This is a genomic window from Reyranella sp. (genome assembly GCF_036558665.1).
In the GTDB taxonomy this organism is placed as follows: domain Bacteria; phylum Pseudomonadota; class Alphaproteobacteria; order Reyranellales; family Reyranellaceae; genus Reyranella.
Window position 1 is genome coordinate 37,026 of record NZ_DATBFE010000081.1, and the last position, 24,921, is coordinate 61,946.

A 24,921-nucleotide genomic window follows, 5' to 3' on the forward strand; every position below is an offset into this window, starting at 1 on the left:
GCGGCCCGTGGGGCGGCGGAGGCGGCGGCAGCGGAGGCGGAGGCGGCGGACCCTGGGGCGGCGGAGGCGGTCGTGGCGGCGGGCCCTTCGGCTCACGCCGTCCGCCTGACATGGACGACGTCATCCGAAAGGGCCAGGAGCGGCTGCGCAATCTCCTTCCCGGCGGCTTTGGTTCGGCGAAGGGCCTGATACTGATCGCGCTCGCGGCCATCGTGGTCTGGCTGCTCACCGGCTTCTTCCGCGTGCAGCCCAATCAGCAGGCGATCCAGCTCGTCTTTGGCAAGCCCTATGGCGGCCCGGTCGACCCCGGCCTGCACTACAATCTTCCCGCGCCGATCGGCCACGTCGTGATCGTGAACGTGCAGGATCAGCGCCGGACCGTGATCGGCTCGCGCAATGCGGCGGGCTTCAATCGCAATTCGCGCGCCACTTCGTCGGAAAACCTGATGCTGACCGGCGACGAGAACATCGTCGACATAGAGTTCGCGGTGCTGTGGCAGGTAAAGGACGTATTCAAGTACGCCTTCGCCGTGCGCAACGGAGAGGACACGGTGCGGGCCGCGTCGGAGGCGGCGATGCGCGAGATCATCGGCCAGTCCAATCTGCAATATGCCCAGACCGAGGGCCGCACCAAGATCGAGCAGGATGCCAAGGACCTGCTGCAACGCATCCTCGACGAGTACGGCCTTGGTGTTCGCATCTCCCAGGTCCAGCTTCTGCGCGTCGACCCGCCGCAGGAGGTGATCGCGGCGTTCCGCGACGTGCAGGCGGCACGCGCCGACAAGGAAAAGAAGATCAACGAGGCCAATACCTACCGCAACCAGGTCCTGCCGCGCGCCAAGGGCGAGGCGGCCTCGATCGTGCAGAAGGCCGAAGCCTACAAGGCCCAGACCGTGGCGCGGGCCAAAGGCGATACCCAACGCTTCGACCAGGTGTACCAGCAGTACGCCAAGGCCAAGGACATTACCACCGAGCGCCTCTATCTCGAGACGATCGAGGATGTGCTGCACAATATGAACAAGGTGGTGGTCGACAAGAATGCGGCGGGGCCGGGCGTGCTGCCCTATCTGCCGCTGCCCGAACTGAAGCCCTCCCAACCCTCGACGCCGTCGCCGCCGCGATCGAACGCCGCGACCCAGGGAGGCACGCAATGAGCAATCGTTCGATTGTCGCCCTGATCGCTCTGGCGGTCGTGATCTTCCTTCTCACCCAGACCTTCTACACCGTCGATCCGACCACCCAGGTCTTGGTCCGTCAATTCGGTGCGCTGGTCGGCAAGCCCAAGACCGAGCCCGGTCTTTACGCCAAGATTCCGCTGGTCCAGGACATCGTCCGCATCGACCGGCGGCTGCTCGACTACGAGGCGGACGAATTCGAGGTCATCGCCGGCGACCAGAAGCGACTGGTGGTCGATGCCTTCGCCCGCTTTCGGATCAACGACGCCCGTCTGTTCGCCGAGCGTGTGCCCGCCGGCGAGCCCGCCCTGCGCGGCCTGCTCGACTCATTGATCAATTCGGAGATCCGCGGCGTGTTGAGTTCGGTGCCGCTCCATGCGGTGCTGACCGAGCAACGCGCCTCGCTGATGGACGACATCACCAAGCGCGTGAACGGCAAGACGAGCGATCTCGGTGTCCAGGTCGTTGACGTGCGCATCAAGCGGGCGGATCTGCCTCAGGCCAACTCGCAGTCGGTCTATAATCGCATGAAGACCGACCGTGAACGGGAGGCTGGCCAGCTACGCGCCGAAGGCGACGAGGAGAACCAGCGGATCCGGGCGACCGCCGATCGCGAGGTGGCGGTGATCAAGGCCGATGCCGGTCTCAAGGCGCAGATCACCATGGGTCAGGCCGACGGCGAAGCGACCAAGATCTACGCCGACGCCTTCGACCGGGACAAGGAGTTCTACGCCTTCTGGCGGCGCATGGAGGCCTACCGGCAGGCTTTCTCCGGCGGCGGCACCATGATCCTGAACCCCGACAACGATTTTTTCCGCTATTTCAACCGCCCGCCCGAGATTGCGGTAACCGGCAAGAAATAGGCCGGCAGACGTGCGAGCCAGAGGCTGTGGCAATCCTGCCACGCCGCCGGCTTGTTTTGGACGAGGCCGGCGAATCTGCGCTGTGGGCAGCGATATAACGGCCTCTTTATTTGCGCCACAATCGGTGCCCATGTAGACACGGAATTGAACGCGCGGCGCCGGCCGTTCCGACTATGGGCCTTTGAGCGCCGTTGGAGGGTCGGGGCGTGAATCTCAGGGATTTCGAGGGCTTTTCGAAGGGAGCGGTTGCTGCCGTGGCGGCGCTGGGCTTGGTGCTGAGCCAGCCGCTGGTCGCGCCTCCCGTGGCGGCGCGCGAGGCGCCGCAGAGCTTCGCCGACCTGGTCGACGTGCTGATGCCGACCGTGGTCAACATCACCACTACCCAGAACCTGCCGCAGCAGGGGCCGCGCCTGCGCGACATGCCGCAACTTCCCCCGGGCTCGCCGTTCGAGGAGCTGTTCAAGGAGTTCTTCGACCATCGCGGCGGCGAGGAGCAGCGGCATCGGCGCGGGACCTCGCTGGGCTCGGGGTTCATTATCGATCCGTCAGGCTACGTCCTCACCAACAATCACGTCATCCAGGGCGCTGAGGACATCACGGTGATCCTGCGCGACGACACGCAGCTCAAGGCCAAACTGGTCGGCGCCGACAGCCGGGCCGACCTCGCGGTGCTGAAGGTCGATCCACCCGGCGGCAAGCCGCTGCCGGCCGTGAAGTTCGGCAACTCCGACAAGGTCCGGGTCGGCGATTGGGTGATCGCCATCGGCAACCCCTTCGGACTCGGCCATTCGGTGACCGCCGGCATCATCTCCGCCCGCGGGCGGGCGCTTTCGGATTCGCTCGACGACTACCTGCAGACCGACGCGGCCATCAACAAGGGCAACTCGGGTGGACCGCTGTTCAATGCCGACGGCGAGGTGATCGGCGTCAATACGGCGATCTACTCGCCCTCCGGCACCAACGCGGGGCTCGCCTTCTCGATCCCGTCCAACCTGGTGAAGCAAGTCGCCGAGCAGCTGCGCGAGTTTGGCCGCGTCCGGCGCGGCTGGATCGGCGTCAGCTACCAGAGCGTGACCGACGACATCGCGGACAGTTTCGGCCTCGATCGTGCGCGAGGCGTATTGGTGGCCAACGTCGTGGCCGACGGCCCGGCCGCCAAAGCCGGCATCAAGCGCAACGACATCATCCTGTCCTTCGGCGGCCAGGACGTGCCCGACCTGCGTCATTTCCCGCGCCTCGTCGCCAATGCCCGTGTCGGCAGCACCGTGGATACGGTGGTGTGGCGGCAGGGCAAGCAGCAGACGCTGAAGCTCAGGATTGGAGAGCAGGACGAGCCCGAGAAGCAGAATGCTTCCGCCCAGGGCCCGGCCCAGCCCAAGAAGCCGATGGAGCGCGATCAGGCGGTGACGTCGACGGTCGAGCAGCTCGGCCTCACCCTGCAGAAGGTGAGCGATCAGTTGCGCGAGAAGTACGGCCTCAGCGACAACGTCAAGGGCGTGGTCGTGACCCGTGTCGTTCCCGACAGCCCGGCGGCGGAAAAGCAGCTGCAGGCGGGCGACGTGATCGTCGAGGTCGACCAGAAGGCCGTGACATCGCCGCAGGAGGTCATGGACATCGTGGCCAAGCTGCAGGCGCAGAAGAAGCGCTCGGTCCTGCTGTTCGTCGAGCGCCAGGGCGATCCGCGCTTTGCCGCTCTCAGGCTGACGAAGTAGCGCCGCGACCGGCGACGCCTCTCGGTCGGCGCCGGCCTTCCAAACTGCCGGACCACGACGCTCACCAACGCCCGACACGCGTTTCGTGGGCTACGGACGTTCCCACGCCAAGTGACAACCGGCCATACTTCAAGGGATGGTGCCGGTTGGCTTCCGATCATCACAGGAGGTTCAGATGGAAAAGCTTGATGTGGTGGAATTGCGGGAAATCACCCGCGAGCTCGCCGCCACCGGCAAGCGGGTGAAGGTGCTGTGGCAGGAGCCGGGATCGTTGGCCTTCGTCGCGCGCGGCCGCGAGTATCGCAGCGAGTTCCATGTGAACGACAGCGACGAAGTCACCTACATGATCAAGGGCACAATGAACCTCCACTACCGGACGCCCGACGGAAACGAGGAGATCGCCGTCCTGCCCGAAGGTTCGACCAATTTTATGCCGGCGCGGACGCCGCATTCGCCGCGCTTTCCGCCCGATGCCTTCGCTCTGATCCTCGAGCGTGGGCGGCGCGCCGGCGAGATCGATCGTTTCCATTGGTATTGCCAGAACTGCGGCGGGTTCCTGCACGAGGAGACCTTCGTGGTCGACGACTACACCAAGGATCCCGTGTCGCTGGCCTACAAGCGTTTCTTCAACAGCGTCGAGGCGCGGACATGCCGGGCCTGCGGCACCGTCATGCCGGCGCCCTGACCGTCATCGTCACCCGACCACCGCCCACGAGGATCGGCGCCAGCACCAGGCGCCGTATCGCAAGGGCGTCGACGTCGAGGTCGACTGCGTCGCTATGTTCGACTGACCGGACGATGGAGCTGGAGCACGGCGGCCGTTGCCGCTTGCGCACGGCCGCGGCACTCGCGCGGCGAGGGCGGCTCGATTGCCCGCAGCACGACCCGCAGCAGCGTGTCGCCGAAAAGAAGGGCCAGGAACTGGCTGGACATGACGTCCGGATCGGCGTCACCCAATAGGCCAGCCCGGCTCATTTGGCCCAGGAAGGCGACCAGTGCCCGCCGGTGCGCGCCACGCCCGTTCTCGTCAAGCACATGCGCCATCTCGGCGGAACGGTCGGTCTCGCTGATGGCGAGCCGGAACATCGCCGCGACTGTGGGATGGCAAACCTCGGCCAGCACGGTGGCGCCGAATTCGACCAGCGTGTCGGCGAGCCCGGCCCGGTCGGTCGCCGGCGGCAATGTCAGCGCCTGGTGCATGCGCGCTGAGCGCCGGGCGATCATCTCCACCAGCACGCCGCGCTTGTCGCCGAACAGGGTGTAGAGCTCGCGCTTGGAGACCTTGGCGCGCGTAGCGATCTCCAGCGTGCTGGCGCGCGCATAGCCCTGTTCCATCAGGACGCCGAACGCCGCCTCCATGATGCGCTCGCGCGCGCCTGCCGAGGTCTTTGCCGATCCTGCGGTGTCGCGTACCGCCTTCGCCCCCTTGGCCGTTTTCTTGCGTTCTTTCATTGCCTGCCTCTTTGCCCAACAAACCGCTTGCTATGGTACCTGGCGGTACCGTAGGATCATCGCCGTTGGTACTGCTAGGTACCACACATGGTCCGGGAGGGCGACGATGAACCAGGAAGTCGAACGCCACTATGCCATGCCGTCGCGGGTTGGCGCCGCGCTGGCGCGTCTCGACGCGATGAACCCCGCCGGAGCGCTCGAAATTGCCAATCTGGCGCCGCTCGACCAGTTCCATGCCGGCGGTCTCGCGGTGACGCGGCAACTGGCGACGCTCGCCGGGATCGCTGTCGGGCAGCGCGTGCTCGATGTCGGCTCAGGTATCGGCGGTCCGGCCCGCTTCCTCGCCGGGGCCTATGGCTGCTCGGTCACCGGCATCGATCTCGCCGCGGACTATTGCTGGTTGGCCGAGGCGCTGACCGCGCGGGTCGGTCTCGAGGGCAAGGTGACCTTCCGTTCCGCCGATGCGCTCGACCTGCCCTTTGCCGACGACACATTCGATGCGGTGTGGACGCAGCATGTGGCGATGAATATTGCCGATCGTCCACGGTTCTATCGCGAGATGCACCGCGTCCTTCGTCCAGGCGGCGTGGTCCCACTCTACGATGCCGTCGCCGGCAACGGTGCGCCACTCTTCCCTATGCCGTGGGCGCGCGATTCCTCGACCAGTTTTCTCCTGTCGCCCGTCGCGTTTAGGACTGTCCTGGAGCGGGTTGGTTTCACCGTCATCGCCTGGTGCGACATCACCGAGGACGCCAAGCGCTGGTTCGCCAGCCGACCCCGCGGTGCGGCGGGTCCAGGATTCCATCTGCTCATGGGATCGGAATTTCCCGCCATGGCTGCCGACTTCGCCCGCAGCGTCCTGGAAGGCCGCGTCGGCCTGCTCATGGCCGTCGCCCGGAAAGACCTGACCTGACTCAGCCTTCTGAAAGGAGCATCGACATGGACGCGATCGCCGTCACCCCGGTTCGGACTGTGAGCGACGAAACCTACTATCAATGCTGGTATCCGGTGTGTCTCGTCAGCGAAGTCGGCGCGGCGACGCTGGTCGGGGTCGATATGCTCGGCACGCGGGTCATCGTCTACCGCGATGCGTCGGGCAAGGCGGTGGTGCAGAGCGCTTGGTGTCCGCATCTTGGCGCCGATCTCTCGCAAGGCGCACGGGTCGAAGGCCAGGTGCGCTGCCCCTACCATCATTGGCGTTTCGACAGCACCGGCGCCTGCAGCCACATCCCCACCGGCGACCGTATCCCCGCGGCCGCACGCATCTTCACGTATCCGTCGGCGGAGGCCTGGGGCTTGATCTGGCTGTTCAACGGCACGACGGCGGCATTCGATGTGCCGCGGGTGCCGGGAGCGACGGAAGCCGAGCTTGCCTGCGAAGCGCATCTTCGCGGCATTCGCACCTCGCCGGGCGAGATTGCGCTCAGCAACGGTGTCGACTTCCAGCACCTGCGCACGCTCCATGGCCTGCAGACCACGGAGCCCGAGGAGATCGCTGTGCGCGACCACGAGATCGAATTCCGGGTCGGGCGCGCGGGCTACACACAGCACGGCGTGATCAGCGGCGTCAGCACCTTCGCGCAGCATCTGACATCAGGCGGGTCCAACCTGTTCATGCTGTTCTGCGGCGCGCCGATCGATCGCGGCCGGCGGCGGATGTTCTTCATGGTCGGAGTACCGCGCATGGGCGGCGCGCAAGCCGAGCGACAGGCCCTCGACAACTTGCGCGGCTTCGTCGAGCGGCTACTGGCCGAGGACGAGCCGGTGCTGGAAAGCATGCGCTTCCGGCGCGGAACGCTGGTTGCAAGCGACCGGCACCTCGCGCGCTATTTCCGTTACGTCAGCGAGTTCCCGCGCGCGGCCCCGCCTGGCGTCTGAGAGGCAGTGCGAACGGAGAACACGGTCATGCCTGTCAACGCCCTGTTCGGACTGAGCATCCTGATGAGCTTTCTGGCATTTGGCCTGGTCGCGAGGCTCTACATCTGGCCGCGCCTGCATCACATGCCGCGCGAGGAGGCACTGATGGCCTTGGTGACGCCGCATGCCTTCCGGTTCATTGGCCTCAGCTTCCTTGTGCCCGGCGTGGTGGCGCCCTCGCTGCCGCCGGCGTTCGCGGCTCCTGCCGCCTATGGCGATTTGATCGCGGCTATCCTGGCGATCATTTCGGTGCTTGCGCTGTCGGTCCGGACCTCATGGGCCGTAGCGATCGTCTGGATCTTCAACCTTTGGGGGAGCTTCGATCTTCTCAAGGCGATGTACGAGGGCAGGATCGGGGTCGGCATCGACATCGGGCACCTGGGCGCGACCTTCTACATCCCGACAGTGATCGTGCCGCCGCTGCTCATCCTCCACGGCTTGATCTTTTGGCTGCTCCTACGGCGCGGCCGCGCTTAGGCGGCGACCTTGACGATCAGCTTGCCGAAGTTCTCGCCTTTGAGCAGGCCCATGAAGGCCTGCGGGGCCTTTCCGAGCCCCTCGACGATGGTTTCCCGGCTTTTGATCCTGCCGGCCTTCAGGAGCCCACCGACCTCGGTCACGAACTCGCCCATCAGAGAGACGTGATCGGAAATGATGAAGCCCTGAAGGGTGAGCCGGCGCTGGACGATGGTGAACATCTTGGCCGGTCCCGCCATCGGCTGCTTGTCCTGGTATTCGGAGATGGCGCCGCAGAAGGCCACTCGTCCGAAATTGTTCAGTCGCGCGAACACGGCATGGAAGATCGGGCCGCCGACGTTCTCGAAATCCGCATCGATGCCCTGCGGGCAGAGCTTGTCCAGCACCGCACCGTAGTCGTGCTCGCCACGATGGTTGAAGCAGGCATCGTAGCCCGCCTCGCGCACTGCCCAGACGCACTTGTCTTCGCCGCCGGCGCAACCCACGACCTTGGCGCCAGCAAGCTTGGCGAGCTGCCCTGCCACCTGTCCGACCGCGCCGGTTGCCGCCGACACGAAGGCCGTCTCGCCGGCCTTGGGCTTGCAGATATGCCTGATGCCGTACCATGCGGTGAAGCTCGGCATGCCGAGCACACCGAGATGGGCCGAAAGCGGGGCAACGACGGGATCGATCTTGCGCAGGCCCTTTCCGTCATGGACGGTATAGGTGGCCCAGTTCAGCATGCCGATGATGGTGTCGCCCCTGGCGAAGCGCCCGTTGCGCGACTCCACGACCTCGCCGATCGAGCCGCCTGTCAATGGCTTGCCCACCTCGAAGGGCGGCGTGTAGGAGCGCAGTTCGCTCATGCGCGGCCGCATATAGGGATCGAGCGACAAGAAGCGCTGGCGCACCAGGATCTGTCCGTCGCCGAGCGGCGGCAGGCTGGCGGTCTCCTGCCCGAAACAATCGGCGGTCACGTCGCCCACCGGGCGTTTGGCGAGAACGATCTGCAGGGCTTCGGTCATGGGCGTGTCCTCATGGGTTGGGCCTTTCGGCGAAATCGCTGCGGCGGTAGCCCTGCAGATAGAGCAGGGACGTGAGATCGCCATGGGCGATGCGCGCCGATACCTGCGCTGCCACCACCGGCTTGGCGCGGAAAGCGACGCCCAGGCCCGCAGCCTGGAGCATCGGCAGGTCATTGGCGCCGTCGCCGACGGCCACGGCCTCGCCCACCGCAATCTGACGCTCGGCGCACAGCCGGTCGAGCATCGCAAGCTTGGCCTCCTTGCCCAGAATCGGCGGCGCGACCTCGCCGGTTAGCTTGTGTCCGTCGTGACCGAGGACATTGGCGGCATCGAGGTCGAAGCCGAGCGCCTCGCGCACCCTGGAGGTGAAGAAGGTGAAGCCACCCGAAACCAGGGCGCAAAACCCTTGGTATTTATGCATGGTGGCGACCAAGGTGGCCCCCCCGGGCGTGTAGCGGATGCGTCGCGCGGCCTCATCGAGCCGGGCGACCGGGAGGCTCTGCAGGAGCCCGACCCGCTCCTTGAGGGCGCCGGCGAAGTCGATTTCGCCGTTCATGGCGCGCGACGTGATGGCCGCGATCTTGTCGCGCAGGCCGAGGAAGGCGGCCAGCTCGTCGAGCATCTCGTTCTCGATGATGGTCGATTCCATGTCGGCGACCAGAAGCTTCTTGCGGCGGCCTACCGCCGGAACGACCACCGCGTCGATCTCCGGCAGCGAGATATCGCCCGCGGTGCCCTCGAATGGCAGGTCGCAGGCGATGCCGGGCGCGAGCCAATCAGGCGCGCCGACAGCGGCGCCGTTTCCGCGCAACCTGGCCGTCGCCTGCCGGAGGTGGGCCTCGTCGAGCCTGGGCGCGCCGGGGTTGCAAACCAGGACAAGGACATTTTTCACGCTTCGGCTCTAACGATGCACCCGAGGATTTGCAAACGCGGCGGCCGCATGGCCAAACAGGGCATGGGCAAGCCGGATGTCGTCATCGTCACGGGGCCGACTGCGAGCGGCAAGTCGGCGCTTGCCCTTGCATTGGCGCAGCATCGGCGCGGCACGATCATCAATGCCGACGCGATGCAAACCTATGACGCCTTTCCGATCCTCACCGCACAGCCAACCTTTGCCGAGCAGGCGGCCGTGCCGCATCGCCTGTACGGCGTGCTGCCGATCAGCGAGACCCTTTCGGCGGCACGCTGGCGCGCGCTCGCGGCCGTCGAGATCGAGCGGTGCCACAAGGCGGGCCGATTGCCTGTCTTGTGCGGCGGGTCGGGCCTCTACCTGCGCGCGCTCATGCAGGGCCTTTCCGATATCCCGAGCGTGCCGGCCGCGCTTCGCGCCGAGGCCAATGACGAGTGGAACCGCCTGGGCCCCGACGCTTTTCGCGCGCGTCTTGCCGAGCACGACCCGAAGATCGTGGCGCGCCTGAAGCCGGGCGACCGGCAACGCCACGTGCGCGCCTGGGAGATCTGGATAGGGACAGGCCAGCCGCTCAGCGCCTGGCAACAGGGCAAGGGGTCGCCGTCGCCCTGGCGCTTCGTGTCGATCCTTCTCGCACCCGAGCGCACATGGTTGCGCGACCGGATCGCGGCGCGGTTCGACGCCATGCTCAAGACCGGCGCGCTGGAAGAGGTGCGAGCGGTGTTCGACCGGGATCCCGATCCAACCTGGCCCGGCCTCAAGGCTCACGGCGCGCCCGAATTGTTCCGTCACTTGCGCGCTGAGCTAAAGTTGGACGAAGCGCGGCGAATGGCCATCGATCACACGCGCCAATACGCGAAGCGCCAGATGACGTGGTTCCGACACCAACTGGCACCAAATCTTGCTATCGACATGCCTTCAAATCTGGCTTTGGCGAGTGCCGAGCAATTTTTGGACAAAATAGAGGTCTGAAACTTTACGTTTTGTGCTGATTTTGATTGACCCTCCGGACCACCGTCTCTAATTTCCGCGCCGCCGCAAACCTCGTTTTGCGGCGTATTCGTCATAGAGGAGACCCGCGTCATGAAGCCCGAGGAGTCCGCCACGACTGGCGCCGATCTGCTGGTGAAAGCCCTGATCGACGAGGAAGTCGAGGTCGTCTTCGGCTATCCCGGTGGCGCGGTCCTTCCGATCTACGACTCGCTCTTCAAGCAGAACCGGCTTCGCCACATCCTGGTACGCCACGAACAGGCGGCGGTGCATGCCGCCGAAGGCTATGCCCGCTCGACGGGCAAGGTGGGCGTGGTGCTGGTAACTTCCGGGCCGGGCGCGACCAACGCCGTGACCGGCCTCACCGATGCGTTGATGGATTCCGTCCCCATCGTCTGCCTCACGGGTCAAGTGCCGACGCACCTGATCGGCAACGATGCCTTCCAAGAGGCGGACACGACCGGCATCACCCGTCCTTGCACCAAGCACAATTATCTGGTGAAGGCGGTGGGCGATCTCGCACGTACCGTCCACGAGGCGTTCTATGTGGCGCGCTCGGGACGACCCGGACCGGTCGTGATCGACCTGCCCAAGGACGTGCTGATGAACAAGCACGAGTACGAAGCGCCCAGGAAGCCGGTGCAGCACAAGAGCTATCGGCCGCAGGTGAAGCCCGATCCCGGGAAGATCGAGCAGGCGATCGACCTGATCGCGGCGGCCAAGCGCCCGGTCTTCTATACCGGCGGCGGCGTGATCAACTCGGGTCCAAAGGCCAGCAAGCTGCTCGCGCAGTTCGTGCGCATGACAGGCTATCCGATCACCAACACGCTGATGGGGCTCGGCGGCTTTCCGGCGTCGGACAAGCAGTTCCTGGGCATGCTCGGCATGCACGGGACCTACGAGGCGAACCTCGCGATGTACAATTGCGACGTGCTGATCGATATCGGCGCGCGCTTCGACGACCGCATCACGGGCAAGCTCGCCGAGTTCTCGCCTAAATCGAAGAAGATCCATATCGACATCGATCCGAGCTCGATCAACAAGAACGTGCGCGTCGACCTGCCGATCGTGGGCGATGCTGCGCTGGCGCTCGAGGAGCTGATTCGCATCTGGAAGGCGAGGCAACCCCGCACCGACCAGAAGGCCTTGAAGGCGTGGTGGGCCGAGATCGAGAAGTGGCGCGGCCGCAACTGCCTCGCGTACAAGCAGGATAAGGAGACGATCAAGCCGCAATACGCGCTCGAGCGTCTCTATCACTACATCCAGGAGCGCGACCATTACATCACGACCGAGGTCGGTCAGCACCAGATGTGGGCCGCGCAATTCCTGAAGTTCGAGCAGCCCAACCACTGGATGACGTCGGGCGGGCTCGGCACCATGGGTTACGGTTTCCCCGCGGCGATCGGCGTACAGATTGCCCATCCGGATTCCCTCGTGATCGACGTGGCCGGCGAAGCGTCCATCATGATGAACATCCAGGAGCTTTCCACGGTGGCGCAGTATCGCCTGCCGGTGAAGATCTTCATCCTGAACAACCAGTACATGGGGATGGTGCGCCAGTGGCAGGAACTGCTGCATGGCGGCCGCTATTCCGAAAGCTACATGGAATCGCTGCCCGACTTCGTGAAGCTCGCCGAGGCATTCGGCGCGGTCGGCCTGCGGACCGGCAGTCCGGCCGAGCTCGATGGCGTCATCCAGGAGATGATCAGGATCAAGAAGCCGGTCATCGTCGACGTACTGGTCGACAAGGCCGAGAACTGCTTTCCGATGATCCCGTCGGGTGCGGCGCACTACGACATGCTGCTGGGCCCGAACGACCGCGCCGCCAAGCCGGTGTCCGAGGAAGGGATGGTGCTGGTGTGAGTCCGATCGAGACCGCCTCGCGCCACACCATCTCCGTCCTCGTCGACAACGAACCTGGTATCCTGGCCCGCGTGGTCGGCCTGTTCTCGGGCCGCGGATACAATATCGAGAGCCTGACGGTGGCGCGCACCAATGCCAGGGAGAATCTCTCGCGCATCACCATCGTCACGGCCGGCACGCCGATGGTGATCGAGCAGATCAAGGCCCAGCTCGACCGGCTGGTGCCGGTCCATCGCGTTCGCGACCTGACGCTGGAGGGCGAGCATGTCGAGCGGGAGCTGGCTTTGGTGAAGGTGAGGGGCACGGGCGACAAGCGCGTCGAGGCGCTACGCCTCGCCGACGTGTTCCGAGCCAAGGTGATCGACGCCAAGAACGATTCCTTCGTCTTCGAGGTCACCGGCGCGTCCGACAAGGTCGATACCTTCATCGGCCTGATGGAGGGGCTGGGTCTCGTCGATGTCGGCCGCACGGGCATCGTCGCCACGACCCGCGGCGGCGAGGCAATCTGATGCGGCGCATCCGACGATGACGTACCTCCTGCCCCTGCTCGGTCTCGCCGCCGTCCATCTGATGGCCGCGGCGAGCCCCGGCCCGAGTTTCGTCGTGGTGGCGCAGACCGCTGTCGGCTCCGGCCGGCGCGCCGGATTGCTGGCGGCCCTCGCCATGATGCTTGGCGCCGTCGCCTGGGCGGCGGCGGCGCTCTATGGGTTGCAGGCGCTGTTCGCGCGTTTCGAATGGCTCTATCTCGCCATGCGTATCGGCGGCGGGCTCTATCTCCTTTACCTCGCGGTGATGCTGTGGCGGCACGCCCCGGAGCCGCTGTCCGAGCCCAGCGCCGCCGGGCACAACAAGACCGGAGCGGCGCAGGGTTTCGTCCGGGCCTTGCTCCTGCAGCTCGGCAATCCCAAGGTCATGGTCTTCTTCGGCAGCATCTTTCTTGCGCTGCTGCCGGCCCATCCACCGCCCTGGATGCAAGCCGCGACCCTCGCGATCGTGGCCTTCAACGAATTCACCTGGTACGCGCTGATCACCCTGCTGTTCTCCGGTGGGCCGGCGCGCTCCATCTACCGCCGGGCCAAGTTCTGGCTCGACCGCATCATGGGTGGTGCGCTGGCGCTTCTTGGCTTGCGCCTCGCCCTGCTGAGCCGCTAGACAGCGCGCCATTCGAGAGGGAGCAGGAAAATGCGTGTCTATTACGATCGTGACGCCGACGTGAACCTGATCAAGGGCAAGAAGGTCCTGATCGTCGGCTACGGCAGCCAGGGTCACGCCCACGCCATGAATCTCCGCGACTCGGGCGTCAAGGACGTGCGCATTGCGCTCAAGTCCGGCTCCGCCACGGTCAAGAAGGCGGAGGGGGCGGGCTTCACTGTCATGAGCCCTGCCGACGGTGCCAAGTGGGCCGACATCGTGATGGTGCTGACGCCCGACGAGCTGCAGAGCGACATCTACAACGCCGATCTCGCGCCCAACATGCGGGCAGGTTCGGCGCTCGCCTTCGCGCACGGCCTCAACGTGCATTTCAATCTGATCAGTCCGCGCGCCGATATCGACGTGTTCATGATCGCACCCAAGGGTCCGGGCCACACCGTTCGCTCCGAGTACCTGCGCGGCGGCGGGGTGCCCTGCCTGGTCGCGGTGGCGCAGAACGCCTCGGGCAACGCGCTGGAGATCGGGCTCAGCTACTCCTCGGCGATCGGCGGCGGCCGCGCCGGCACCATCGAGACCACCTTCAAGGAGGAGTGCGAGACGGACCTGTTTGGCGAGCAGGTGGTGTTGTGTGGCGGTCTCGTCGAGTTGATCAAGGCGGGCTATGAGACGCTGGTCGAGGCGGGCTACGCGCCGGAGATGGCCTACTTCGAGTGCCTGCACGAGGTGAAGCTGATCGTGGACCTGATCTACGAGGGCGGCATCGCCAACATGAACTACTCGATCTCCAACACTGCGGAGTACGGCGAGTACATTTCGGGGCCGCGCATCGTGACGGCCGAGACCAAGGCCGAGATGAAACGCGTGCTGGCCGACATCCAGTCGGGTCGCTTCGCACGCGACTGGATGCTCGAGAACAGGGTCAACCAGGCGTCGTTCAAGGCCATGCGCAAGCGCATGTCGGAGCATCCGATCGAGGAGATCGGCGTGAAGCTGCGCGGCATGATGCCGTGGATCAAGGAGAAGGCGCTGGTCGACAAGACCCGCAATTAGAGCATCTCTTCGCGACCGCGAGCCGCGCGGAGCAGTCTCCGCGCTTTGGCGCCCGCGGCCCGGGAAACCTAGATGATATACCCACCGCCGGACGCATCGAGCATCGCGCCGGTGATGAAGGAAGCTTCATCTGACAGAAGCCATAGCACCGCTTCCGCGATCTCGTGGGCCTCACCCACGCGTCGCATCGGGATCGAGGCCTCGATGCTGGCGCGGAAGGCCGCATCCTTCAGCCGGCCCTCGGTCATCTCGCTCAGCACCATGCCGGGTCTGACCGAATTGACCCGGATACCCTCGGCCGCCGCCTCACGCGCGAAGCCTTTGCTGAAGGCATCGACGGCACCTTTGCTCGCGGCATAGGCCGAAGATCCCGGACGCCCGCCCAAAGTGGCCGCCATCGAGGAGACATTGACGATCGCGCCGCCCTTGCCGCCATGTTTGGTCGACATGCGCCTGGCGGCCTCCCGGCAGCACAGCATCAGGCCGATGACATTCACCGCAAAGACATTGGCGAGGACCGCAGCGTCATATTCGTCGACGCGGCCGCGCCGGCCGTTGATGCCGGCACTGTTAACAAGATGGGTGATTGGCCCCAGCGATCTTTCGGTCTCTTCGAACAGGCGGACGATGTCCGCTTCGTGCGCCATGTCGGCACGGACGGCAATCGCTTGCGCGCCCTTCGCTTCGATGTCCGCCACCACCACCTGCGCCAGCTCTGCGCGCGAACGGTAGTTGACGGCAATCCTGTATCCCCGCGCCGCCGCGCGGCGTGCGGTCTCCGCGCCGATACCGGAGGCGCCGCCGGTAATGAGAAGCGTCCTGCTCATCCTTTGATCGCCCCGCCCGTCAGTCCGCTCACGAGATAACGCCGCACGACGAAGGAGAAGGCCAGGACCGGGAGCATGATCATGGTGCCCCCGGCGGCGATGCGGCCCCATTCCCATCCCTCGTAGTTCATGAAGTTCACCACCGCCACCGGCGCGGTCATCGCCTCCGTGCGCGTCAGGATCAACGCGAAGAAGAAGTCGTTCCAGGCGAACAGGAAGCAGAGGATGGCCGTCGCCGCCAGACCCGGGCCGGAAAGTGGCAGGATGATGCGATAGAATCCCTGCCACATCGTGGCGCCATCGATCCAGGCCGCCTCCTCCAGCGAGCGCGGGAGCTGATCGTAGAACGGCCGCATCATCCAGATCACCAGCGAGAGGTTGAAGGTCAGATAGATGATCACCAGCCCGGTGAGCGTGTCGAGCAGCTCCAGATAGCGGTAGACGAGAAAGTAGGGAATCGTGAAGGCGATCGGCGGTGCCATGCGGCTGGCGAGTATCCAGAGCGTGATCGCCCCCTGACCGCGCGAGGTCCAGCGCGACAGCGCATAGGCGGCAGGCGTGCCGATCACCAGCGACAGCACGGTCGAGGCGACGCTGGCGACGAGGCTGTTGCCGAACGAGCCGCGGAATTCCGAGGTCCAGAGCGCCGCATAGTTGGCCAGCGTAGCGTCGAAGAGCAGCCGGGGCGGGAAGCGGAAGATCTCGGCATTGGTCTTGAACGACATCGTGAGAAGCCAGAGGAATGGCGCCAGCGCCAGGACCGCAAGCACGATCGCCAGCGCCTGCATGGCGAAGCGGTCGCGCCGATGCGAGGAACCCCTAGTCGACACGGACGCCCCATCCGACGGCGCGAATGATGACCCAGCTCAACACGACGGTGGCACCGAGCAGGGCGACGGTGATGGCGCTTGAAAAGCCCAAATAGGAGAAGTTGAAGGCCTGCAGGAACGAATAGTAGTTCGTCACCTCCGTCACGTTGCCCGGCCCGCCGTCCGTCAGGATGAAGATCAGCGGGAACGCCTTGATGGAATCGATCAGCCGGAAGAGGCCCGCGACCAGCAGCACGCCCTTGATGAAGGGCAGGGTGACATGGCGCGTGAGCTGCCAGGGCGAGGCGCCGTCGACCCGGGCTGCATCGAGCAATTCCTGCGGCATCATCTGCAGGCTCGCCAGCACCATCAGCATGGTGAAGGGGAACCATTCCCAGGTATCGGCGACGATGATCGAGGTAAGCGCCCACTGCGGATCGGTGATCAATGCCGGCACGTTCCAGCCAAGCGCGCGGAAGATCCCGTGCATCGGGCTGATGTCGGGCGTGTAGATCACCTTCCAGATGATGGCCACCACGATGGGCGGGAGCACCATCGGGATGAGGAACACGGTTCGCAGTGCCTCCAGCAGTCGCGACTTGACGTTGAGCAGCAGCGCCAGGCCGAGTCCGATCAGGAGCTGCAGCGACACCGTCCAGAAGGAAAGCTTCACCTGCACCCACACGGAGTTCGCCAATCTGCCGTCGGCCAGGAGCTCGCGGTAGCTCTGCCACGGATGCGAGAAGTCCCACTGCGTCTCGGGCCGCGTGAGGTTCAGCGGCGTGAAGCTCGTCACCAACAGGTAGAGCGAGGGCAGAAGAGTGATGATCGCGAGCACCGCCAGCGAAGGCGCCACGCAGTAGATGAAGAAGCGGCGCTGGCGCCGCCCAATTGTGCCCAAGGCAGTTGACGACATGCCGGCGAAGCGGTCGGTGTCGTGGGCGACACGACCGATGCTCATGACGGCTCTCGTCCTGCCGACCACCTTCCCGGCGAAGGCGGAGAGGAAGCAAGGAACTCAGAGATCAATCTTGATGCCGGCCTTCTGCAGATCCTGGATCGCCTCGGCCTGTGCCTGCTTCAGGGATTCGGGCGCCGCCTGCTGCTTGGTGGCGATGCGCTCGATCGCCTTGTTGATCTTGTCGCCGACCTGCGGATAGACGGGCACGGTGCGGTATTTCATGTAGCCGGTCTTGCCGCCGAGCTGCAGGACCTCGAGGAACAGCGAGGCGACGTCCTGGCCGTTCAGCGTCAGAACCTGCTTGAACTCGGGACTCTTGATCACCGACAGGCGGCAGACGCTGGGATACCCGTGCTTCTCGACGATCATGGAGATCGTCTCCTTCGAGAGCGCCCACTTGATGAACTCCCATGCCGCTTCCTTCTTCTTGGAGCCGGCCGGGATGCCAAGCCCATGGCTGTTGGAGCCGGGAAAGTTGCCGTCCGGGCCGGCCGGCATCAGCCCATAGCGGACGGTCTTCTGCACCGTGCTCTCGGCGTGCTTGGCGAGCGGCACCATCCAGGTAATCGCCTGGGTGCGAATATTGGCGCGGCCCGACATCTGGGAACGCATCGACTGGTCGTCGGAGTAGGACAGGATGCCGTCGGGACCGTATTTCATCAGCAGGTTGGCGTACCACTCGGCCGACCGTGCCGCCTGGGGCGTGTCAAGCGTCGGCGTGAGATTGTCCGGCGGCGCCTTGAACACGGCCCCGCCCATGCCCATCAGGTAGGGAATCCAGTTCCAGTGATGCAGTTTGTCGGCGGTGAACGCGGCGACGCCTTCCTTGTTGTGGACCGCGTCGCAGACCTTGATCAGTTCGTCGAACGTCTTGGGCAATGCGAGGCCCGCCTTCTCGATCAGATCGAAGCGGCTCGCACCCAAAATCATGGCCCCGGCCTCCCAGGTGTAGCCGAACGTTTCCCCCTTGGCGTTCTGCATCGCCGATTGTGCGCCGCCCACGAAGTCCTCGGGCGCCCATTGCGCAGGAGTGTATTTGGGATCCTTGGTGAAGGTATCGAGGTTGGTGAACCAGCCGGCGCCGATCCACCGGCCGGAATAGATGAAGGTGACGTTGCAGACGTCGATTGCCGAACCGCGTGTGGAAAGTTCGAGGTCGGTGCGCTGGTTGTAGACGGGGAAGGCCTGCATGGTGAAGTTCACCTTGATGCCGGTCTTCTCCTGGAACTGCGGCAGGTAGGTCTTCAGGTATTCGTAGTAAGTCGTTTGGAAGCAGGAGGCATTGATCGTGATGCCGTCGTAGGGCGACTTCGCCTGGGCATGGACGGCGGGCGACGGCAGGGCGCCCGAAGCCAGAACCGAAGCGCCGGCGGCGCTGCGCAGGATCGAGCGGCGGCGGTATCCAGTCATCTTGCGGTTCCTCCCCGGGATTTTGATCGAGTTGAACGCGCTTCCCCAGCCCGGTCAAGCAAGCCGGGTGTTATAGTTTCCTCGCGATTGCGGGAGGAGAGCAATGAAGGCCGCCGTTCTGTTCGAGCCCAACACGCCATTGCACGTCGTCGACTGCGAGCTCGATTCGCCCAAGGCGAACGAAGTGCGCGTGAAGATGAAGGCTTCGGGCGTGTGCCAGAGCGACTGGCACGTCATGAACGGCGACTGGCCCTCGCCGTTGCCGATCGTGCCGGGTCACGAGGCGGCGGGCGAGATCGCCGAATGCGGGCCGGGCGTCGCCATGGTGAAGCCGGGCGACCATGTGATCTTCTCCTTCCGCCCGCACTGCGGCCGCTGCCGCTACTGCACGCAGGGCCGCACGGTGCTTTGCATCGGTCGCGCCGGCGCGCCGCCGGGCGCACTCTATGACGGTACGCTGCGGCTGAAGCACAAGGGACAGGGCATCAACCAGATGGCGCGCATCGGCACCTTTGCCGAGGAGGTCGTCGTGCCGGAGGAGATGGTGGTGCCGATCCGCAACGACATGCCGTGGCCGCAGGCGGCGCTCGTCGGATGCTGCGTCGCGACCGGCGTCGGTGCCGTGACCCGTCATGCCAGGATCGAGGCAGGCTCGTCGGTGCTCGTAATCGGGTGCGGCGGGGTGGGCTTGAACGCCATCCAGGGTGCGATGCTTTCGGGCGCGCGCCTCATCATCGCCGCCGATATCCTCGACAACAAGCTCGAGATGGCCAGGACCTTCGGCGCCACCCATACGATCAACACTGCCAAGGACAACGACGCGGTGAAAAAGGTGAAGGAGATCGCGGGCCTCGGCGTCGACTATTCCTTCGACGCGGTCTCGAACGACAAGACCCAGACGCTGGCCTTCGACGCGCTGGCTCCCGGCGGCCACGCTGTCGCCGTCGGCATCTCGGCGGCATCGATCAAGGCGCAGTATTCGCCTTTCATGATGGTCTTCACCGAGAAGACAGTGAGCGGCACTTTCTACGGCTCGGTTCGACCCAACGTCGATTTTCCGATGCTGGTGGACCACTACATGAACGGAAAGCTCAATATCGATGACCTGGTCAGCCGAACCTACAGGCTTCAGGAGATCAACGAGGGCTTCAGGCGCATGATGGCGGGCGAGGTCGCGCGCGGCGTCGTTGTGTTCGATTGAGGCATCTCGCCGATGCCTGAATCGCCTTGCGGGACTCTGCGCGCCGGTTTAAACCCGTCGCACCTTGGCGTGCCTGTCAGGCGGTGTGCCCGCGTTACTGTTTGTCCAATAATAACAGAGACTTAGCGAATGCTGTCGAGAGTGATCGGGCTGTTTTCAGCGGACATGGGTATCGACCTCGGAACGGCCAACACGCTGGTTTATGTGAAGGGGCGCGGGATCGTTCTCAACGAGCCGTCGGTCGTTGCGCTCACCACGCAAAGCGGGAAGCGCCAGGTCCTGGCGGTCGGCGAGGAAGCCAAGATGATGCTGGGCCGCACGCCCGGCAACATCCAGGCGATCCGCCCTTTGCGCGACGGAGTCATCGCCGACTTCGAGGTCGCCGAGGCGATGATCAAGCACTTCATCAGCAAGGTGCACAACCGCCGCTCGTTCGCCCATCCCCAGATTGTCGTCTGCGTGCCTTCCGGGTCGACCGCCGTCGAGCGCCGTGCCATCCAGGAATCGGCCGAGAGCGCGGGCGCGCGCAAGGTCTGGCTGATCGAGGAGCCGATGGCGGCGGCGATCGGCGCTGGCCTGCCGGTCACGGAGCCGACCGGCTCCATGGTGGTCGATATCGGCGGCGGCACCACGGAGGTCGCCGTGCTGTCGTTGGGCGGTATCGTCTATCCGCGCTCCGTCCGCGTCGGCGGCGACAAGATGGACGAGGCGATCATCGCCTACATCCGCCGCAACCATAATCTGCTGGTTGGCGAAAGCTCGGCCGAGCGCATCAAGAAGACCATCGCCTCGGCTTGCGCGCCGGATGACGGCGAGGGCCGGACCATGGAGATCAAGGGCCGCGACCTCATGAACGGTGTGCCGAAGGAGCTGGTCATCACCGAGCGGCAGATCGCCGAGAGCCTGCAGGAGCCCGTCAGCGCCATCGTCGAGGCGGTCAAGGTGGCGCTCGAGAACACGGCGCCCGAACTGGCGGCCGATATCGTCGACAAGGGCATCGTTCTTACCGGCGGCGGCGCCATGCTCACCAATATGGACACCGTCCTGCGCCAGTCCACTGGCCTGCCGGTCTCGGTGGCCGAGGATCCTCTTCTCTGCGTCGCTCTCGGCACGGGCCATGCAGTGGAAAACATCGACCGTCTGCGCGGCGTCTTGTCCTCCATGTATTGAGGCACCGCGCGCCACGGCCCGCTTGGAGTAGAATGGGTCGGACATGGCGATTCGCGACGACTTCGAGGTAGCCAGCCAGCAACTGCGCACCGTCCTGCAGCGCTTCGCGCTCGTCCTGCTGGTGGTCGCGGCCTTTGTTGCCATGCTGATCGGCAAGGCCGACTCGGTGCTGGTCGAGAAGGCGCGTGTGCTGGCGCTCGACCTCGCGAGTCCGGCGCTCGAGGCTATCGCGAGGCCGGTCGCGGCGGCCAACCGGGCGATCGCCGATCTCAAGGAGTTTGCCTCGTTGCGCGAAGAGAATGCGCGACTGCGCGAGGAGAACAGCCGCTTGCTCGCCTGGCAGACTGCGGCACGGCGGCTTGAGAACGAGAACGACCGCCTGCGCGAGCTGGCGCATTTCCGTGAAGGCCCGGAAGCGTCCTTCATCACCGCCCGTGTCGTGGGCGACAGCGTCAGTGCCTATGTCCGCGGGGCGTTGTTGAATGTCGGTCGAAAGGCCGGCGTCACCCCAGGCCAGGCCGTGGTCACGGGCGAGGGCCTCGCGGGGCGTATCGCCGAAGTGGGCGACAACAGCGCGCGTGTGCTGTTCGTGACCGACGTGAATTCCCGCCTGCCGGTGCAAGTCGAGCGCACGCGCGAGCGGGCGATCCTCGCCGGCAACAATTCGGCGCTGCTGCGCCTCACCTTGATGCAAGGCATGGCGAGCGTCCAGCCGGGCGACCGCATCGTCACCTCGGGCAGCGGCGGCAGCTTCCCGATCGGCATTCCCGTCGGCGAAGTGGTGCGTGGCGGCAACGAGGGCAGCATTCGCGTGCGGCCGTTCGCCGACTTCGCGCGCCTGGAGTTCGTGCGCGTCGTCGACTACGGAATCACCGGCCTCGTGAATACCGGCGCTGCCGGCGCTGCTGCCGCGGCCGACGGCCAGGGGACGCGCTGAGATGCGAGCCGATGGGCTTCTGGCGAGGCTCGACCGGGTGGGACGCCTTGCGCTGCCCGGTACGGTGCTGGTGTTCTTCGTCATCCTGACATTGGCACCGCTTCGGGTGCCTTATCTGTCGGACACCTTGCCGCTTCTGCCCGCGTTGGTCGTGTTCCAGTTCAGCCTCGCCATGCCCGAGCGGCTGCCGGGGCCATTGCTGCTGGTCGTCGGCGTGCTGCTCGACCTGCTGCTGGGCGGGCCGGGAGCGCCCATCGGCGTCAGCGCCCTGGGGTTCGTGCTGATCCGCGCCGCAGTGGTCGCCAACCGGCGATATCTCGTCGGCGTGCCGTTCCTGTTCCAGTGGATCGGCTTCTGCATCCTTTGCTGGCTCTTCATGGTGCTGGTCTGGGCCTTCACGGCCCTCTGGACCTGGACGGCGATCGATCCGGTGCCGGCGATGATGCAGTACGCGGTGGCGATCGTGATCTACCCGCTGCTGGCGCCGCTCATCGCGCGGGTGCGGCCGCGCGATCCGTTGAACGTGCCCGAGCTCTCGCGCGGCACGGCGCAACCCGGGGAGACGGCGACGTGATGCGGTTCCGCAAAGGCGACGGCGAGCGGGCCGGCCTGTTCACGCGCCGGGCTCTGCTGCTGGGAGGCGCGCAACTTACACTGATCTCGGCGCTGGCCGGCCGCCTCTACCAGCTCCAGGTGCTCGAGAGCGAACGCTTCTCGACACTGGCCGAGGAGAACCGTGTCAACATCCGGCTGCTGGCGCCGCCGCGCGGCCTGATCTTCGATCGGACCGGCCAGCCGCTCGCCATCAACCGCAACAACTTCCGTGTCATGCTGGCGGCCGACCGCGGCCGTGGCGCCGAGGTCGTGATCGAGCGGCTCGACCAGATCCTCAACCTGGGCGAGGCCGATCGCACGCGCCTGCTGCGCGAGCTCCGCCGCAGCCGCAACTTCCAGCCTTCCGTGGTGCGCGAGAATCTCGGTTGGGAGGAGGTGTCACGAATCGAGTTCAATGCGCCCGATCTGCCGGGTGTGTTCATCGACATCGGCCAGACGCGCGACTATCCCGAAGGCGACCTCACGAGCCATATCGTGGGTTATACCGGCCGGGTGTCGGATGAAGATCTGGCCGGCCGCGACGATCCCCTGCTGCAGCTTCCCACGATGCGCTTCGGCAAGAAGGGCGTGGAACGCTCGCTCGAGGACGAGCTGCGCGGCCGTGCCGGCGCCGTGCAGGTCGAGGTCAACGCCGTGGGTCGGATCGTGCGCGAGCTCGACCGCAACGAGGGGCAGCCCGGCGACAATGTGCTGCTCACCGTCGACCTCGAGCTTCAGCGCTTCGCCGCCGAGCGGCTGCGCGCACAACAGGCCAATCTGGAGCACAAGAGCGGCACCGTCGTGGTGATGGATGTGGTCACCGGCGACATTCTCGCAATGGTGTCCGAACCGGGGTTCGATCCCAATGTCTTCGCCCGCGGCATCACGCAGGCCGAATGGCGCGACCTCCTGGACGACCCTGCCCGTCCGCTCAACAACAAGGCGATCGCGGGCGTCTATCCGCCGGGCTCGACCTACAAGGTTGCGGTAGCGCTCGCCGCGCTCGAATCGAGGGCGATCGACGCGGGGACCATCCTGTCCTGCAATGGCTACATCGAGCTGGGCGACATCAAGTTCCATTGCTGGTGGAAGGGAGGCCATGGCGGCCTGAACGTGGTCGGCGGAATCTCCAATTCGTGCGACTGCTTCTTCTATCAGGCTGCGCAGCGGACCGGCGTCGACAAGATCGGCGAGATGGCGGCCAAGCTGGGTTTCGGCCAGGTGAGCGCGCTCGGCCTGCCCGGCGAATCCGCAGGCAACCAGCCGTCGCGGAGCTGGAAGCAGGACAAGTACAACATCCCCTGGCAGCAGGGCGATACCTTCAACCTCGGCATCGGCCAGGGTTACATGACGGCAACCCCGCTGCAGCTCGCGGTCATGACCGCGCGGATCGCCAACGGCGGGTACGACGTGCAGCCGAATATCCTGCTCGCCAAGGCGGCGCCGCGGGAGGAGCTGGCGCCGCCGACGCCGCGGCTGAAGACCTCGGCATCCTCGCTGCGAATCGATCCGAAGCACCTCGCCCTGGTCCACGAGGGCATGAACCAGGTGGTGAACTCTCCCAGCGGCACGGCGGCGCAGCTTCGTCTGGACGCCGACAACAAGCCGATCGATCCGGCCTTGCACTTTGCCGGCAAGACGGGGACTGCGCAGGTAAAGCGCATCACCGAGCGCGAGCGTGCGATGGGCATCACGCAGGAGCAGCTTCCCTGGCACCTGCGCCACCACGCGTTGTTCGTCTGCTTCGGTCCCGTGGACAATCCGCGCTATGCCTGTGCCGTGGTCGTCGAGCACGGCATGGCGGGCGGCGCGACCGCGGGTCCGATCGGCCGCGACGTGCTGCTCGAGACCATGAAGCGCGACCCCTCGCGCCACGTCGACCGCTTTCGCAAGACCGCCTCGCTATGACCTCGCTTTCTCTCGGCGCGCCCGCCGACATCGGCTTCGGCGAGAAGATCTGGCGCATCAACTGGGGCCTCGTGCTGGTGCTGACCCTGATCGCGGGCATCGGCGTCGTTGCGCTCTACTCGGCGGCCGGCGGACATTTCGAGCCATGGGCGGCCAAGCACGCCGTCCGCTACGGCGTCGCCCTGGCATTGATGCTGGTGGTGGCGCTGGTGCATCCGAAAGTCTGGCTGTCCTTCGCCTGGCCGCTCTACGTCGCGTCCCTGCTGCTGCTGGTCGCAGTCGACGTCGCCGGCAAGATCGGCATGGGCGCGCAGCGCTGGCTGGTCGTCGGTCCGCTGCAGATCCAGCCGTCGGAGATCGCCAAGGTAGCGGTGATCCTGGTCCTGGCGCGCTACTACCATGGGCTCAGCCGCGAGCAGGCCGGCCGCCTGCTCTATACCTTGCCACCGCTGCTGGTGATCCTGGCGCCGGTCGGCCTGGTGATGGTGCAGCCCGACCTGGGTACCGCGCTGATGGTGATGCTGGGAGGCGCCGCCCTC

The 24,921-nt window shown here is 65.5% G+C and carries 25 protein-coding genes; 18 read left to right on the top strand and 7 right to left on the bottom strand.

The genetic code is table 11. From position 1 onward, the window contains the following. The first annotated feature begins 110 nt into the window (after positions 1-110). The 4 genes from hflK (at position 111) to VH499_RS13800 (ending at position 4,435) form a co-directional block, all read left to right on the top strand. On the top strand, positions 111-1,154 hold the full coding sequence (gene hflK, locus VH499_RS13785; protein WP_332053314.1) for an FtsH protease activity modulator HflK: 1,044 nt from the start codon (positions 111-113) through the stop codon (positions 1,152-1,154). After that, positions 1,151-2,038, top strand: coding sequence for a protease modulator HflC (gene hflC / locus VH499_RS13790; protein ID WP_332053315.1), 888 nt, complete (start codon positions 1,151-1,153; stop codon positions 2,036-2,038). Before hflK ends, hflC begins: the two co-directional genes overlap by 4 nt. Positions 2,039-2,244: 206 nt before the next feature. After that, complete coding sequence (locus tag VH499_RS13795; RefSeq protein ID WP_332053316.1) at positions 2,245-3,750, top strand: Do family serine endopeptidase; 1,506 nt, start codon at positions 2,245-2,247, stop codon at positions 3,748-3,750. Between the two features lie 175 nt (positions 3,751-3,925). Further along, positions 3,926-4,435, top strand: a complete 510-nt coding sequence (locus VH499_RS13800; RefSeq protein ID WP_332053317.1) for a 3-hydroxybutyryl-CoA dehydratase — start codon at positions 3,926-3,928, stop codon at positions 4,433-4,435. 92 nt (positions 4,436-4,527) lie between these two features. Here VH499_RS13800 and VH499_RS13805 read toward each other — a convergent pair whose 3' ends face one another. Beyond that, positions 4,528-5,202, bottom strand: coding sequence for a TetR/AcrR family transcriptional regulator (locus tag VH499_RS13805; protein WP_332053318.1), 675 nt, complete (start codon positions 5,200-5,202; stop codon positions 4,528-4,530). 106 nt (positions 5,203-5,308) lie between these two features. Here VH499_RS13805 and VH499_RS13810 point away from each other — a divergent pair, with 106 nt between their 5' ends. From VH499_RS13810 to VH499_RS13820, 3 genes are read left to right on the top strand one after another with little or no spacing between them, the layout of a single operon-like run. Continuing rightward, positions 5,309-6,115, top strand: a complete 807-nt coding sequence (locus VH499_RS13810) for an SAM-dependent methyltransferase (RefSeq protein WP_332053319.1) — start codon at positions 5,309-5,311, stop codon at positions 6,113-6,115. A 26-nt stretch (positions 6,116-6,141) separates the two neighbouring features. Continuing rightward, entirely contained in the window at positions 6,142-7,080 is a 939-nt protein-coding gene (locus tag VH499_RS13815) for a Rieske 2Fe-2S domain-containing protein (protein WP_332053320.1), read from the top strand. A 27-nt stretch (positions 7,081-7,107) separates the two neighbouring features. Then, positions 7,108-7,596, top strand: a complete 489-nt coding sequence (locus tag VH499_RS13820; RefSeq protein ID WP_332053321.1) for a hypothetical protein — start codon at positions 7,108-7,110, stop codon at positions 7,594-7,596. Here the strand turns inward: VH499_RS13820 and VH499_RS13825 are convergent. Both VH499_RS13825 and serB read right to left on the bottom strand, forming a co-directional pair. Continuing rightward, the gene (locus tag VH499_RS13825) at positions 7,593-8,600 is read right to left on the bottom strand and encodes an NADP-dependent oxidoreductase (protein WP_332053322.1); all 1,008 of its coding nucleotides are present in this window, start codon (positions 8,598-8,600) and stop codon (positions 7,593-7,595) included. The genes VH499_RS13820 and VH499_RS13825 overlap by 4 nt on opposite strands. A 10-nt stretch (positions 8,601-8,610) precedes the next feature. Beyond that, a complete protein-coding gene (gene serB / locus VH499_RS13830; protein ID WP_332053323.1) occupies positions 8,611-9,492 on the bottom strand; it encodes a phosphoserine phosphatase SerB in 882 nt (293 codons plus the stop codon). Between serB and miaA the strand changes: the two genes are divergently transcribed. From miaA to ilvC, 5 genes are all read left to right on the top strand, one after another. Further along, the gene (gene miaA, locus VH499_RS13835; protein WP_332053324.1) at positions 9,433-10,482 is read left to right on the top strand and encodes a tRNA (adenosine(37)-N6)-dimethylallyltransferase MiaA; all 1,050 of its coding nucleotides are present in this window, start codon (positions 9,433-9,435) and stop codon (positions 10,480-10,482) included. The genes serB and miaA overlap by 60 nt on opposite strands. A 111-nt stretch (positions 10,483-10,593) precedes the next feature. Beyond that, positions 10,594-12,363: an acetolactate synthase 3 large subunit gene (locus VH499_RS13840; RefSeq protein WP_332053325.1), complete on the top strand. Its 1,770-nt coding sequence runs from the start codon at positions 10,594-10,596 to the stop codon at positions 12,361-12,363. Beyond that, on the top strand, positions 12,360-12,872 hold the full coding sequence (ilvN, locus tag VH499_RS13845) for an acetolactate synthase small subunit (protein WP_332053326.1): 513 nt from the start codon (positions 12,360-12,362) through the stop codon (positions 12,870-12,872). The genes VH499_RS13840 and ilvN overlap by 4 nt, the downstream gene beginning before the upstream one ends. 16 nt (positions 12,873-12,888) lie before the next feature. Further along, complete coding sequence (locus tag VH499_RS13850; RefSeq protein WP_332053327.1) at positions 12,889-13,515, top strand: LysE family translocator; 627 nt, start codon at positions 12,889-12,891, stop codon at positions 13,513-13,515. 30 nt (positions 13,516-13,545) lie between these two features. Next, positions 13,546-14,565: a ketol-acid reductoisomerase gene (gene ilvC / locus VH499_RS13855; protein WP_332053328.1), complete on the top strand. Its 1,020-nt coding sequence runs from the start codon at positions 13,546-13,548 to the stop codon at positions 14,563-14,565. Positions 14,566-14,633: 68 nt separating this feature from the next. Here the strand turns inward: ilvC and VH499_RS13860 are convergent, their stop codons facing one another. The 4 genes from VH499_RS13860 to VH499_RS13875 are packed head-to-tail and all read right to left on the bottom strand — an operon-like array spanning position 14,634 to position 18,572. Further along, positions 14,634-15,392 (bottom strand): SDR family oxidoreductase, encoded by a 759-nt coding sequence (locus VH499_RS13860; protein WP_332053329.1) that lies wholly within the window; start codon positions 15,390-15,392, stop codon positions 14,634-14,636. Beyond that, entirely contained in the window at positions 15,389-16,222 is an 834-nt protein-coding gene (locus tag VH499_RS13865) for a carbohydrate ABC transporter permease (RefSeq protein WP_332053330.1), read from the bottom strand. Before VH499_RS13865 ends, VH499_RS13860 begins: the two co-directional genes overlap by 4 nt. Beyond that, complete coding sequence (locus VH499_RS13870; RefSeq protein WP_332053331.1) at positions 16,212-17,162, bottom strand: sugar ABC transporter permease; 951 nt, start codon at positions 17,160-17,162, stop codon at positions 16,212-16,214. Before VH499_RS13870 ends, VH499_RS13865 begins: the two co-directional genes overlap by 11 nt. Before the next feature lie 57 nt (positions 17,163-17,219). Next, positions 17,220-18,572 carry an ABC transporter substrate-binding protein gene (locus tag VH499_RS13875; protein WP_332053332.1) on the bottom strand — a complete coding sequence of 451 codons (1,353 nt, stop codon included), beginning with the start codon at positions 18,570-18,572 and terminating at the stop codon, positions 17,220-17,222. A 103-nt stretch (positions 18,573-18,675) separates the two neighbouring features. On the opposite strand from VH499_RS13875, the gene VH499_RS13880 reads away from it, so the two are divergent. The 6 genes from VH499_RS13880 to VH499_RS13905 all read left to right on the top strand — a co-directional run. Next, entirely contained in the window at positions 18,676-19,773 is a 1,098-nt protein-coding gene (locus VH499_RS13880; protein ID WP_332053333.1) for a Zn-dependent alcohol dehydrogenase, read from the top strand. A 129-nt stretch (positions 19,774-19,902) separates the two neighbouring features. Continuing rightward, positions 19,903-20,943 carry a rod shape-determining protein gene (locus VH499_RS13885; RefSeq protein WP_332053334.1) on the top strand — a complete coding sequence of 347 codons (1,041 nt, stop codon included), beginning with the start codon at positions 19,903-19,905 and terminating at the stop codon, positions 20,941-20,943. A gap of 43 nt (positions 20,944-20,986) precedes the next feature. Then, a complete protein-coding gene (gene mreC / locus VH499_RS13890) occupies positions 20,987-21,880 on the top strand; it encodes a rod shape-determining protein MreC (RefSeq protein ID WP_332053335.1) in 894 nt (297 codons plus the stop codon). A gap of 1 nt (position 21,881) precedes the next feature. Continuing rightward, positions 21,882-22,454, top strand: coding sequence for a hypothetical protein (locus tag VH499_RS13895; RefSeq protein WP_332053336.1), 573 nt, complete (start codon positions 21,882-21,884; stop codon positions 22,452-22,454). Then, positions 22,454-24,382 carry a penicillin-binding protein 2 gene (mrdA, locus tag VH499_RS13900; protein WP_332053337.1) on the top strand — a complete coding sequence of 643 codons (1,929 nt, stop codon included), beginning with the start codon at positions 22,454-22,456 and terminating at the stop codon, positions 24,380-24,382. The genes VH499_RS13895 and mrdA overlap by 1 nt, the downstream gene beginning before the upstream one ends. Then, positions 24,379-24,921 (top strand): FtsW/RodA/SpoVE family cell cycle protein (locus VH499_RS13905; RefSeq protein ID WP_332053338.1); only part of this gene is annotated, 543 nt, incomplete at its 3' end. The genes mrdA and VH499_RS13905, both read left to right, overlap by 4 nt.